General features: G+C 33.5%; 10 protein-coding genes. 6 read left to right on the forward strand and 4 right to left on the reverse strand.

What is annotated here, in order from left to right; all coding sequences use genetic code 11:
• Positions 1-59 precede the first annotated feature (59 nt).
• Together K7G76_RS08660 and K7G76_RS08665 are read left to right on the forward strand one after the other, a co-directional pair.
• A complete protein-coding gene (locus K7G76_RS08660; RefSeq protein WP_223033812.1) occupies positions 60-1,490 on the forward strand; it encodes an MBOAT family O-acyltransferase in 1,431 nt (476 codons plus the stop codon).
• Positions 1,490-2,410 (forward strand): hypothetical protein, encoded by a 921-nt coding sequence (locus K7G76_RS08665; RefSeq protein ID WP_223033813.1) that lies wholly within the window; start codon positions 1,490-1,492, stop codon positions 2,408-2,410. The genes K7G76_RS08660 and K7G76_RS08665 overlap by 1 nt, the downstream gene beginning before the upstream one ends.
• Here K7G76_RS08665 and K7G76_RS08670 read toward each other — a convergent pair.
• From K7G76_RS08670 to K7G76_RS08680, 3 genes are read right to left on the reverse strand one after another with little or no spacing between them, the layout of a single operon-like run.
• A complete protein-coding gene (locus tag K7G76_RS08670; protein WP_223033814.1) occupies positions 2,407-3,087 on the reverse strand; it encodes a cell division ATP-binding protein FtsE in 681 nt (226 codons plus the stop codon). The two genes, K7G76_RS08665 and K7G76_RS08670, sit on opposite strands and share 4 nt — an antisense overlap.
• The gene (locus K7G76_RS08675) at positions 3,065-4,429 is read right to left on the reverse strand and encodes a hypothetical protein (protein WP_223033815.1); all 1,365 of its coding nucleotides are present in this window, start codon (positions 4,427-4,429) and stop codon (positions 3,065-3,067) included. The genes K7G76_RS08670 and K7G76_RS08675 overlap by 23 nt, the downstream gene beginning before the upstream one ends.
• The gene (locus K7G76_RS08680; protein WP_223033816.1) at positions 4,426-5,142 is read right to left on the reverse strand and encodes a glycosyltransferase; all 717 of its coding nucleotides are present in this window, start codon (positions 5,140-5,142) and stop codon (positions 4,426-4,428) included. Before K7G76_RS08680 ends, K7G76_RS08675 begins: the two co-directional genes overlap by 4 nt.
• A gap of 177 nt (positions 5,143-5,319) precedes the next feature.
• Here K7G76_RS08680 and K7G76_RS08685 point away from each other — a divergent pair, with 177 nt between their 5' ends.
• The 4 genes from K7G76_RS08685 (at position 5,320) to K7G76_RS08700 (ending at position 12,538) form a co-directional block, all read left to right on the forward strand.
• Positions 5,320-8,337, forward strand: coding sequence for a tetratricopeptide repeat protein (locus tag K7G76_RS08685; protein WP_223033817.1), 3,018 nt, complete (start codon positions 5,320-5,322; stop codon positions 8,335-8,337).
• Positions 8,338-8,366: 29 nt separating this feature from the next.
• Complete coding sequence (locus tag K7G76_RS08690; RefSeq protein ID WP_223033818.1) at positions 8,367-10,094, forward strand: porin family protein; 1,728 nt, start codon at positions 8,367-8,369, stop codon at positions 10,092-10,094.
• Between the two features lie 181 nt (positions 10,095-10,275).
• Entirely contained in the window at positions 10,276-11,904 is a 1,629-nt protein-coding gene (locus K7G76_RS08695) for an amidohydrolase (protein WP_223033819.1), read from the forward strand.
• Between the two features lie 16 nt (positions 11,905-11,920).
• The gene (locus K7G76_RS08700) at positions 11,921-12,538 is read left to right on the forward strand and encodes a hypothetical protein (RefSeq protein WP_223033820.1); all 618 of its coding nucleotides are present in this window, start codon (positions 11,921-11,923) and stop codon (positions 12,536-12,538) included.
• Here K7G76_RS08700 and K7G76_RS08705 read toward each other — a convergent pair.
• The gene (locus tag K7G76_RS08705; RefSeq protein WP_255572969.1) at positions 12,514-13,227 is read right to left on the reverse strand and encodes a class I SAM-dependent methyltransferase; all 714 of its coding nucleotides are present in this window, start codon (positions 13,225-13,227) and stop codon (positions 12,514-12,516) included. The genes K7G76_RS08700 and K7G76_RS08705 overlap by 25 nt on opposite strands.
• Between the last annotated feature and the right edge of the window lie 16 nt (positions 13,228-13,243).

The raw sequence follows: 13,243 nt of genomic DNA on the forward strand, positions 1-13,243 counted from the left end.
TAAAAAAGGTATATTTACCAAATTAAGAGAGGATATTTTAAATGCTCTTAATTTGAATTATGCTTTTTAATACAGTAGATTTTGCCATCTTTCTTCCAGTAGTATTTTTGCTGTATTGGTTTGTTTTTAAAGCAAATATCAAAATTCAAAACGCTTATTTAATTGTTGTAAGCTATTTTTTTTATGCGTGTTGGGATTGGCGATTTTTAGGTCTTATTGTCATGAGTTCTTTAGTCGATTTTTTAGTTGGTAAGAAACTCGCAAAAACAAGTTTAGCAAAACAGCGTAAGTTGTTATTGGGCTTGAGTTTATTAACCAATTTAGGAATATTGGGCTTTTTTAAATATTTCAATTTTTTTATTGAAAGTTTTAGCCAAGTGTTTACCTTGTTTGGTAAATCACTTGAATCATCAACCTTGCAAATCCTACTTCCTGTAGGAATTAGTTTTTATACATTCCAAACCTTAAGTTATACAATTGATGTTTATAGGCAAAAGATAAAACCCACCAACAATATATTTGCGTTTTTTGCTTTTGTTAGCTTTTTTCCACAGCTTGTAGCTGGACCAATTGAGCGCGCCTCAAATTTATTGCCACAATTCCTAAAGGCAAGAATATTTAATTACGATAAGGGTATTTTGGGCTTAAAACTTATTGTAATAGGACTATTCAAAAAAATGGTTATTGCCGATAACTGTGCGCGTGTTGTAGATGAAATATTCAAGTATTACCCAGAGCAAAGTGGTAGTACATTGTTTTTTGGAGCATTTTTCTTTACTTTTCAAATTTATGGCGATTTTTCTGGCTATTCTGATATTGCCATAGGGTCGGCCAAATTATTTGGGTTCGATTTAATGAAAAACTTTAACATGCCGTATTTGTCCCGAAATTTAGGTGAATTTTGGAGACGTTGGCATATTTCATTATCTACTTGGTTTCGCGATTACGTTTACATACCGTTAGGTGGAAATAAAGGATCTAAATTAAAAGTCGTGCGTAACATATGTATTGTTTTTTTGGTAAGTGGCTTATGGCATGGAGCTAATTGGACATTTGTTGTTTGGGGGTTAATTCATGCCTTGTGTTTTTTGCCACTCATACTTACTGGTCAAAACTCAAAATTTAAAGACGTGGCAGATACAGGAAAATTGCTTCCTAGCTTAAAAACTATGCTGCAAATGGGAATAACATTTTTAATAGTTGTTTTGGCGTGGGTGTTTTTTAGAGCTGAAACGTTATATGATGCCATACATTATTTAGGTGGAATATTTAGTAAAAGTTTATTTAGTATACCACAAGTGTCTAGAGCCTTAATTTTGTTTTTGTTGGTGTATTTGGTTATAGAATGGTTGCAGCGAGATAAAGATCATGTTTTAGAAATCAGCTTTATAAAATCAAAACCTGTGCGTTTATTGGTCTATTATATGGTAGTATTTGTGGTGTTTTATTTCGCTGGAGAAACACAGGCCTTTATATATTTTCAATTTTAATGAGCAGATTTCTAAAACATATTGGTTTATTGATAATTCCTATTTTTTTGGTTTGGTTTACCGTTGAATTGTTCTACAGAAATGTCTCTAATAATTATACGTTCAAAAATCAGCTTATTAAAAACGAATCTAAAGCTGTTGAGGTTTTGATTTTTGGTGATTCTCATACCTTTTATGGTTTAAATCCAGAATATTTTTCAAGTTCAACAGTAAATATGGCAAATGTAAGTCAGACAATTTATTTTGATAAACTATTGTTTGAAGCGCATATTTCTAAATTAACAAATTTGAAATGTATAGTTATTCCTATTGAGTACACGACTTTCAGTCAAGCAGATAACACACAAGAAGATTATTGGAGAAAGTACTTTTATGCCTCGCAAATGGACTTGACTGTGCCTTACATAAAATGGTACGACCCTAAACAATATAGTTTGGCACTTACTCAGAAATTAGGAAAAACAGCTACTTACGTTAAAATGTATTTGAAAACCAAAACATTAGTTGGTTGTGATAAGAAAGGTTGGGGGAATACTTATATTTCTACTGTAGACTCACTTGAATTGGAAAGGCTTTCAAAGCTAATTTCAAGAAAGCATGATGACGGTTCTATGGATTTTTCAAAAAATATAGAGCGAATAAATACTATGATTCAGACGTGTAAGACATACAATGTTAAGGTCTTGTTGGTTAACATGCCTGTAAGTCAACCATATTTATCGCTTTTAGATCAAGAAGAAGTAGCAGCCATATCAAGAATATCTAAAGCATTTGACTTTGATAATGAACATGTAACCCATGTGAATTTACTTTACGATAATAGCTTTTCGCGCAATGATTTTCATGATGCAGACCATTTAAATGTCAATGGTGCAAAAAAATGTAGCACAATAATCAATTCGGTAATTGAAAACCTTTAAGCTTTTCGCTGAACAACCTCGTAAACTTGATTGTCATCACATTTAAGGGTTTTACTTGGATACTTTAATAGTAAGGCATAATCATGTGTGGCCATTAAAATGGTATTGCCATTTTTGTTGATGTCTTGAAGCACTTCCATGACTTCAACACTAGTTTGTGGATCTAAATTACCTGTAGGCTCATCAGCTAAAATAAGTTCAGGATTATTTAATAAAGCTCGAGCAATGGCAACACGCTGTTGCTCTCCACCAGATAATTCATGTGGAAATTTAAAGCCCTTGGTTTTCATGCCTACTTTGTCCAAAACCTCTTCGATTCGAGTTGTCATTTCTGTTTTGTCTTTCCATCCAGTGGCTTTTAACACAAATATTAAGTTTTCGTTTACCGTTCTATCTGTCAGTAGTTTAAAATCTTGAAAAACAACTCCTAATTTTCTTCGTAAAAAGGGAATATCTTTTTCTTTAAGTGTTCTTAAATCGAAATTAACTATACTGCCTTCGCCTTTAGTTAGAGGCAAATCGCCATATAGAGTCTTCATGAAACTACTTTTTCCAGTTCCTGTTTTACCAATGAGGTAAACAAAATCCCCTTTATTAACTTCTACATTTACATCAGATAATACGAGGCTGTCTCCTTGATATATGGATGCGTCTTTAAGATGAAGGACTGTTTGCATAGTTCGTTTTTAAGAATTTTAAATTGAAAAGATTCGATAGGACAAAGTAAACAATTAATGCGAAATAGGGAAAGCAGAATCGCGAATTTGTTCCATAAGCAACTAAAGCTTGAGCCAAAGAACCTGATAGTATAATTAGAACTAGAAATAGATCATAATCCCAAATTTTGCATTTGCTTTTTATAAACCGTATTATTTTAATTAAGCTAAACAAAAGAAATAAAAAATTGAATAAAAGAAGAACGGGTTTTTGAATATATAACCACAGGCCAACAAGCATGTGTTTAACGGTTTTGTTTTTAAATTTGTCAGCATTCCATAGTAAACTTGAAGCCCCTCCCCAAAAGTCTCGCCATGAAATAAATACTTGCTTGGCATATAAATCGGGATGTACAACAAATAGATTTTTGGATATTCTACCGAGTTCAGCAGATAATTCGTGTGGACTTAATTGAGTTTCTTCCAAAAGTTCGTCGTAAGCATACCATACAGTCATGGGATACATTGATTGAGGCAAATTGTTTTCAACATAAGTTCTATGCTTAACAAAAATATCGCGTATTAATCGGTCTTCTTTAGGGGCTTTTTCAAAAAAAGAAGTAGCTGTTTGCGCCAAATTTATACCTAGATAGTAGGAACTTGTAAAGTGCCCTATGTTATTTTCATTAAGTTTATTCCAACCGTAAAAACATAAAAATGGTACAATAACAACGGTCAGACTTTTAAAGGCTGTATTTTTTAAATCAACATTGAAGTTTTTTACAATATAAAACAGCATAAAGCCAACAGGGAAATAAATAAACATGGGTCTTGTTAAATACAGTAAACCATATATAAGTGATAAAATGAAAAGGTGTTTGAGTTTTCCCTCATTACCTAGTAAGCCATATTTTTCAACATACCAAAAACTTAAAAGAACTAAAGTGAACGATAGTGTTTCGGTAAGAATGGCAAATTCATAAAAAACAACATGAAGAAAAGATGTAACAATAATAGCAATCCAAAATGCCAAATTAGTATTTTTAGAATTTCTGTGCGAAAAATCAAAAAGCAAATAGCAATTTAATAACCCTAAAATAGTTTGTATAAAAACGGTAATGTTTAGGTTTTGACCACTTAAAGCTATGAGGGCTGGAAAGCCAGGTGTGCGTTGACCAGTATAATGTACTAAATTTAGATTCCCAATATATTGAGCCAGATTTGTATAGTCTTCGGTATCCGGAAAAAGACTTACATGGTTATAAAAACAAAACACAAATAAACGAATCAGAAATGCATATCCTAATAGAAAGACTAATGGATATCGATTAATTGCAGCCTTTATGTTTTGAAGAAAAATCACTTATAGTGCCCGTAAATTTTTAAAAAGTTGAAAGGCAGGTTCAGAATATCAATAAGGGTGATTTTTGAAGCACCTACATCTGTCCATGTTAGCAAAGGAACCTCCATAATATTTTGCAAACAATAGTTTTTTCCAAAATTTAATTTAGTACGTAAAATTAATTCAACATCAAACAACCATTTAGTTTTAAAGGGATCCTTAAAAATTACATTGGCTAAACTTGATTGTATAATTTTTGCCCCACACTGTGTATCGTAAATGCCAAGCTGTAATAGAAACGTATCTATACAAGTTGCTATTATTCTACCTGAAAGATGTCGCTTTAAACGTCTTTCTATTTTGGTGCCTATTAGTTTTACGCGAGAACCCATTACAATGGATTTCTGGCTTTCAATTGCAATTTTATTTAAACGCTCAATTTCGTTTAAAGGTGTCGATAAATCGGCATCCAAATAACCAATAAAATTATATTCTTTACTAGTAGACAAAACACCTTGCCTAATAGCTTCTGCTTTACCAACATTTTTTTTTAGGTGCAGTACTTTAAAATTATCAGCATAATCGGCTAATTCATCCAAAATTTGTTGGGTATTGTCATTACTGCCATCGTTAATAAATAGAAAGTCTAGTGTGGTGGAATAATTTTTGAAAGCTGTACTATCAATCCTATTCTCTTCATTATAGCAAGGAACAATAATACAGGTTGTGGTCATAAACAATAAAAAATAGGTAGTTGTAAAAATATTATTTTCTAGTGGATTTATAAGTAATTGGAAAGTCTTTTTTAAAGTTGGTTCAAAATTTGATAAACCTGTTTATAATTATAACATATTTCTAACGTTATAAGATTGAGATTAAATTATCTTTGATTTTAAATAAAATAAGCATACATGTTAAAGCGAATAACGGTATTTTTTTTACTTATTATAGGGCTTAATTACACGATAAAAGCCCAAGAATCTGAAATATACACCAGTCATTTGGTTGACTATCAAAAAGCACTGTCACTTTATAATAACAATCAATATTTAGCCGCTCAATCCTTGTTTAAAAGTATTAGGAAAACAGCTTCGACAGATGAAATTGTTTCCGATTGCGATTATTACATTGCTAATTGTGCTGTACGGTTAAACCAGCAGAATGCCGATAAACTGGTTGAAGATTTTGTAGAAAACCATCCTACAAGCACAAAACGGAATACAGCATTTATTGACGTTGCTGACTATTATTTTACCAATGGAAAGTATGCCCATGCAAAAAAATGGTATGACAAGGTAGACGAAGATGCTCTAGCCCGAAATGAACGTGAAAAATTTAATTTCAATAATGGATATGTGTCCTTTTCAACAGGTGATTACAAATCAGCAAAAACCTATTTAAGCCAAGTTGAAAACTCATCTAAATATGGCTCGCAGGCTAAATATTATATTGGATATATGGCTTATGAAGGCGATGATTACGATGAAGCCAACACGTATTTTGATCAGGTTAGCGACCAAGAGAAATACAAGGAAAAACTATCCTATTATCAAGCCGATTTAAATTTTAAATTAGGAAAGTTTGAAGAAGCTATTAAGTTGGCTAAAGAACGATTGCCTGATAGTGACAGAGAAGAGGTTTCCGAACTTAATAAAATAATTGGAGAAAGTTATTTTAACCTGGAGCAATATGCAGAAGCCATCCCTTTTCTAAAAGAATATGAAGGAAAGCGTGGCAAATGGAATAATACCGATTATTATCAATTAGGTTATGCTTACTATAAGCAAAAGCAGTATGAAGATGCTATTTCTGAATTTAATAAGATAATAGCCGGTAATAACGGAGTTGCACAAAATGCGTATTATCATTTAGGCGAAAGTTATATTCAACTGAATAAAAAGCAAGAGGCTTTAAACGCGTTTAGAAACGCTTCTCAAATGGACTTCGATTTAAAAATTCAGGAAGATGCTTGGTTAAACTACGCAAAAATAAGTTACGACATAGGAAATCCATATCAATCGGTTCCACAGGTGCTAACGGATTATCTTGATAAATATCCAGACACCGCTTATAAAGAAGAAATTGAAATCCTGTTAATCGATTCGTATATCACGTCTAAAAACTATGAAGAAGCCCTAAAACTGTTAGAGGGTAAACGTAGTTTTGAGTACAAGGTAGCTTTTCAAAAAGTCGCTTTTTACAGAGGTTTAGAGTTGTATAACGAATCGCAATATCAGGAAGCTTTAGATTTGTTTGAGAAGTCTTTGAAAGAACCTAGAGATCCTGTTTTTACTGCACGAGCCACATTTTGGAAAGCCGAGACCAATTATAACTTAACCAATTATGATGAAGCTTTAATTGGCTTTAAACAATTTCAGTCGCAAGCAAACAATGACTTGCCTGAATCTCAAAACATCAATTATAATTTAGCTTACATCTATTTTAAACAGAAAAACTATTCGAATGCCGAAGCATATTTTGAGAATTTTATTTCAGAATCCAACGACGATATTCGCTTAAACGATGCATATCTGCGTTTGGGTGATGTTAATTTTGTGGCTAGTGATTATAATGAAGCTATAAATGCCTACAAACAAGCAGTTTCAATTAATAAGGTCGATTCAGATTATGCGTATTTTCAAATGTCATTAAGCGAAGGTTATGCTGGAAAGACCAATAAGAAAATTGATGGCCTTGAACAATTTATAAAGCAATACCCTAAATCAACATTACGCGACGATGCTATGTATGAATTGGCTAACACCTATGTTAAGCAGAATGATACTGATAAAGCTATGCGATTATACAATCAGTTAGCTTCAGAATACCGTATGAGCACGTTGGTTCCAAAAGCCCAATTACGTCAAGGTTTAGTGTATTATAATGCAGGAGATAACAACGAGGCTTTAAGTAAATTTAAGAGTGTAGCTAACAATTATCCAGGGACACCAGAAGCTACTCAAGCGGTTTCAACTGCACGTTTAATTTATATTGATTTGGGTCGAGTAAATGAGTATGCTTCTTGGGTTAAAACATTAGATTATGTTGATGTTACAGATGCCGATTTAGATAAGGCAACTTATGAGTCAGCAGAAAAGAAATTTTTGGAAAACAAATCATCAGATGCTATTAAGCAGTTCAATGGGTACTTAAATGAATTCCCTAACGGATTAAACGCTTTACAGGCCCATTTTTATTTAGCTCAATTGTATTTTAAAGACGATTTGCAAACGAATGCCAAACCACATTTTAAGTACGTAACTGAAGCACCACAAAATGAATTTACTGAAGAAGCTTTATTACGTTTATCCCAAATTAATTTAAATGAAAAGGATTGGGTTGGTGCACTACCAATTTTAAAACGCTTGGAAGCTGAAGCGAGTTTTCCTCAAAATGTTGTTTTTGCACAGTCTAATCTTATGAAAGCCAATTATCAATTAAATAATTACGATGAGGCTGTTGCTTATGCTGAAAAGGTGTTGAGACAATCAAAAATTGATAATAAAATTACAAGTGACGCCTATGTTATAATTGCTAGGTCAGCTATTAAAACCAATAACGAAAGCCGAGCACGTGAGGCCTATGTTGAAGTAGAAAGAACAGCTTCCGGAGAAACGGCTGCAGAGGCTATGTATTATAAGGCTTACTTTTTAAACCAGGAAGGAAATTATGAGCAGTCCAATACCGTTGTGCAAAAATTGGCCAAAGATTATTCATCATATAAATATTATAGTGCCAAAGGGCTCATAGTCATGGCTAAAAATTTCTACAATTTGGATGATGCGTTTCAAGCTACCTATATTTTAGAAAGTGTTATTGAAAATTTCTCCGATTTTGACGATGTAACTACTGAAGCTCAAAACGAGCTTTCCAAAATAAAAACCGAACAAGCTAAAACCAATTCGTCAATTCAAACCGAAGACAATTAATTAGAATTCATCAAACAAAAAAATATCTTATGCGTAAGCAGATTTCAATCATAACCCTTATTTTATTTTTAGCTAATGTTTCGGCATTGTGGTCTCAGGAACGCGATAAAGATACTATAGATACTAATGTTATTGATGTGGTAAAACCCTATACACCATCAGTTTCTGATGCTTTTAAGGTAAAAGAAGAACCTAATTTGGACGACGATGTCAATACCTCAAAAAAAGAGGTGCAGTATAATATTTTTTCCTTTCCGGTAGCATCTACTTTTACACCAGCAAAAGGTAAGGCTGCAGTTGTAGATAAAGAAAAGCCGCCAAAATTATTTGATAATTATGCCTCATTGGGCTTTGGAAGCTATACAACAATTTTAGGAGAACTTTATTTAAATCATGCTTTAAGTCGAACCGAGAGCGTTGGTGGATATGTTAGTCATCATTCCTCGCAAGGCGGAATAAATGATGTGTTGTTGGACGATAATTTTTTGGATACCAAATTAAACGTCAATTATGCCAGTAATTTACGTGATATGTCCTGGAATGTTGAATTGGGCGGATTGCACCAAAAATATAATTGGTATGGATTGGCACAGCCTTTGTTTAATGAAGCCACTGCCGATAGTTTAGCTGTTGCTCATACCTTTTATGGCGCGCATGTTGGAGGCGATGTAAAGTTTGAAGAGTCGTATTTAGAGTCTGTTTCTGTATTGTTTAGATATTTTGGCGATGATAATGGTTCTTCTGAAAATAGATTTAAAATGCAGGCACAAGCAGCAATTCCAATTGCTGATGAAGAAATTTCTACGACTTTGTATTTGGATTATCTAGGCGGTGCATTCGATAGAAATTATTTTACAAATACCGAATTGAAGTACGGTAATTTTAATATTGGTTTGGCTCCTGTTTATCGTCTGACTCAAGATGATTTAACGTTGGATTTAGGGGTTTCTTTATTCTATTTAAACGATACAGAATTGGGTGACAACAAGTTTTATATCTATCCGAATATTGCTGCGTCATATCGTTTAGTAGATGAGGTTTTAATAGCTTATGGTGGAATCAAGGGCGGCTTGAATCAAAATTCCTATTACGACTTTTCACAAGATAATCCGTTTGTGTCACCTACGTTAGTTGTTGCACCAACAGATCAACAATACAATGCCTATGTTGGATTAAAAGGAAAAATTTCCAATAGCATGAGTTATGATGTTCACGGCTCGTATTTAGCCGATAGAGATCGTGCGTTATTTATAAATAATGATATCACAATAGCTGAAGAAGACTATACTTATGGTAATTCTTTTGGCGTGGTTTATGACGATGTCGCAACCTTTTCAGTAGGAGGTGAGTTACATGTGGATGTCAACCGTAATTTTACTTTAGGGCTTAAAGGTGATTATTTTATTTATAATGCTGATCAACAGGCTGAAGCTTGGAACTTACCCGATATTGAAGCCTCATTGTTTATGGATTATCAAATTGATAAACATTGGTTTGCAGGCGCAAGTTTATTTTTTGTCGGAGAGCGCAAAGACCAGTTTTATTTAAATAGTATGATTTTTCCAGCAACACCACAAATTGTAACCCTAGATAGTTATTTTGATATTAACGTTAATGTTGGCTACCATATTAACGATAGGTTTTCGGTTTATGCAAGAGGTAATAATTTAGCAGGAAACGATTATGCACGTTGGCAAAACTATCCCGTACAAGGCATTCAAGTTTTGGCAGGTGCAACCTATAAGTTTGATTTTTAAAAAATTCCTGAGAAAGCAGGAATCTTTTGGATATCCTAATTTACTTGTCGTACTGAACTGAAATCAAAATCTTATTAAATGCAGAAAAAAGCACTCAATTTTTGAGTGCTTTTTTTATTTTTACACTGATATTAGCTTCTGTTTTTTGAACAGTATATATCATTATCAAAATTTATTCTTTATGAAAAAGTTGTTTTCCATTATCGTTTTAATTCTAATTTTTTCCTGTCAAAAAGAAAAACAACAAGTCGATGCTGTTGTTATAAATGGAACAGTTTATACTGTTAGTGACAATTTTGATAAAGCAGAAGCTTTTGCCATAAAAGATGGTAAGTTCCTAGAAGTTGGAAACTCTGAAGACCTAAAAAATAAATACCAAGCCGATACCATTATAGACGCTAAAGGCAAAGCTATATTTCCTGGGTTTATAGATGCACATTGCCACTTTTATAATTTAGGATTAAATACTCAAGAAGTTAATTTAAAAGGAACCACCAGTTTTGATGATGTTATGAAGCGGGTTTTAGATTACCAAAACCAAAGACAAACTAGTTTTGTTATTGGCCGTGGTTGGGACCAAAACGATTGGGAGGATAAAAATTTTCCTAATAAAAAATTGTTGGATGCGCTGTTCCCAGAAACACCAGTGGCTTTAACCAGAATAGATGGTCATGCCATGCTATGTAATCAAGCGGCATTGGATTTGGCCAACATTACCCCTGAAACTGAAGCTGAAGGAGGAGAGGTAATTAAAGAGAATGGTGAATTAACAGGAGTGTTAATTGACAATCCTATGTTATTGGTTGAAGCTATTTTTCCAAAGCCAAATCGTGAATTACAAATAAACGCGTTGTTGGATGCTCAAAAAATATGCACAAATTTAGGGTTGACTACTGTTTCAGATGCTGGATTAGATAAAGAGGTTATTGAGCTTATAGATAGTTTACAACAGTCTGGCGATTTGCAGATGCGTGTGTATGCTATGATCAGCAATACTGAAAAGAATTTAGACCATTATTTGCCTCAAGGAAAAATAAGAACAGACCGATTAAACGTTCAATCTGTAAAAGTTTATGCCGATGGTGCATTGGGGTCACGTGGTGCTACATTAAAAGCGCCTTATTCAGATAAAGAAAATCATTTTGGTGCGATGCTTATTGGTTTGGATGATTATGAGCAATTTGCAAAAAGAATTAAAAAAGCAGGTTATCAAATGAATACACATGCTATTGGTGATTCAGCAAATCGATATGTTCTACAGACTTATCAAAAGGTATTGGAAGGAGAATCTGATAGGCGTTGGCGTGTTGAGCATGCTCAAATAATTACCGATAACGACTTTAAAGTATTTGAAGATGACAATATAATACCTTCCATTCAGCCAACACATGCAACCAGTGATATGTATTGGGCTGAAGACCGATTAGGAGCTGAACGTATTAAAGGTGCTTATGCCTACAAAACATTGTTAAATGCTAGAGGAAAAGTAGCATTAGGAACCGATTTTCCAGTTGAGAATGTGAGTCCGTTTTTAACCTTTTATGCTGCAGTTGCTAGGCAGGATGTTGAAGGTTTTCCTGAAGGTGGTTTTAATGCGCAAGATGGCTTAACAAGAGAAGAAACCTTAAAGGGCATGACTATTTGGGCTGCATATTCAAACTTTGAAGAGCAAGAAAAGGGCAGTATTGAAGTTGGGAAGTTTGCTGATTTCATTATCCTGGATCAGGATATTATGGAAGTTGAGATTGGCAAGGTTCCAGAAACAAAAGTTCTACATACCTTTATTAATGGTGTTAGACAAAGCTATTAACGACATGTTTTTAAATATGAATAGATTACTTACGTTTTTGATATTGTGCTGTTTTCAATTTGGTTTTTCACAATATAACGAAGATTGGGAGCCAGCTGAAATTTATTTAAAAGACGGTTCTGTTTTAAAAGGCCAAGCTCGAATAACTATGCTAGATAGGGCCACACCATTTGGACAAAAAGAGCGTTTACGTTTTACCGAGGGTAAGAAGAAGCCTATAAAAGAAATTAAAGCTAAAAATGTAGACAGCATTGTTTTTGAATTAAGTGGTAGAGTTAAAAAAAATAGTGTAAATGGAAAGCGTAAAGCAACATTTGTGGTAATCCCTAAAAATAGCAAAAAAACTAAATTAGGTTTTGCAGAATTAGTTGTAGATGGTGAATTAAAATTGTTGAAACGTAAAGTCTCCAACGGTAATGGTTACTCATTAAATGTAGTAGAGGAAACGTTATTTCAACAATACGATAATGTACCTGTAGAGTTTAATTATGTAGAATTACAATCGTTTAGAAACCGAGCCATGGCGTATTTCCAGGATTGCCAGAGTTTGGTGAAAAAAATTGAAAGCAAAGTATATAAAAGGAAAGATTTAGAAGCTATAGTAAAGTATTATAATTCTAATTGCGCCAAGTAATCAAAGTGCTCGCCATCCAATATTTTTTTGCATTTTAGCCCAACGCTGCCACAGGCTATTTGTAGCGTGTTGAAATCTAAATATAACCATTTCATAGGTGCTTCCTCTTCGCCTTTGTAACTCAAATAATAATCCAGTTCGCCATAATATTCGGCATTGGTGTTAATCCAAAGGCCACCATCATCATCTTCATACATGTATTTTATATCTGAAGAATCTATCAATATTTGACCATTGGGCTTGAGTAAAGACTTTAAGTGTTTTAAATACGTGCCAACCTGGTTCACTTCCTGAAAAATACCAGTGCCATTCATTAACAGTAAAATGGTATCAAACTGTTCAGTTTCCTCTAATAGGTGAATTTGTTTTACCTGTTTAACGCCACGCTTATGTGAAACTTCAACAGCACCTTGAGAGATATCAATTCCCTTTACGGTGATTCCCTTTTTTTGGAGATAAAGACTGTGGCTTCCAGTACCACAACCTACATCTAGTACTGAACCCTTGGCTAATTGGAGTGCTTTTTGCTCTATTTTGGTCATGTTTTTATAGTCTCTAAAGAGATAAGGCAATGGTAACTCGTCGTCATCAGAAATGTTAGTAGAAGTAATAATGTCTTCTGTATAATTATCGTTGTAATAATCTAACAAGGCTTTCCCAAATAAATCTCGTGTCATTAAATTTGTCATGCTGAACTAAATTCAG

It is taken from the genome of Hanstruepera marina (assembly GCF_019880635.1).
Taxonomy (GTDB): Bacteria; Bacteroidota; Bacteroidia; order Flavobacteriales; family Flavobacteriaceae; genus Hanstruepera; species Hanstruepera marina.

Bases quoted from the DNA above. Each gene is read 5' to 3' on its own strand.
- K7G76_RS08660 (WP_223033812.1), top strand. From the start codon at position 60: ATGCTTTTTAATACAGTAGATTTTGCCATCTTTCTTCCAGTAGTATTT.
- K7G76_RS08665 (WP_223033813.1), top strand. From the start codon at position 1,490: ATGAGCAGATTTCTAAAACATATTGGTTTATTGATAATTCCTATTTTT.
- K7G76_RS08670 (WP_223033814.1), bottom strand. From the start codon at position 3,087: ATGCAAACAGTCCTTCATCTTAAAGACGCATCCATATATCAAGGAGAC.
- K7G76_RS08680 (WP_223033816.1), bottom strand. From the start codon at position 5,142: ATGACCACAACCTGTATTATTGTTCCTTGCTATAATGAAGAGAATAGG.
- K7G76_RS08685 (WP_223033817.1), top strand. From the start codon at position 5,320: ATGTTAAAGCGAATAACGGTATTTTTTTTACTTATTATAGGGCTTAAT.
- K7G76_RS08690 (WP_223033818.1), top strand. From the start codon at position 8,367: ATGCGTAAGCAGATTTCAATCATAACCCTTATTTTATTTTTAGCTAAT.
- K7G76_RS08695 (WP_223033819.1), top strand. From the start codon at position 10,276: ATGAAAAAGTTGTTTTCCATTATCGTTTTAATTCTAATTTTTTCCTGT.
- K7G76_RS08700 (WP_223033820.1), top strand. From the start codon at position 11,921: ATGAATAGATTACTTACGTTTTTGATATTGTGCTGTTTTCAATTTGGT.
- K7G76_RS08705 (WP_255572969.1), bottom strand. From the start codon at position 13,227: ATGACAAATTTAATGACACGAGATTTATTTGGGAAAGCCTTGTTAGAT.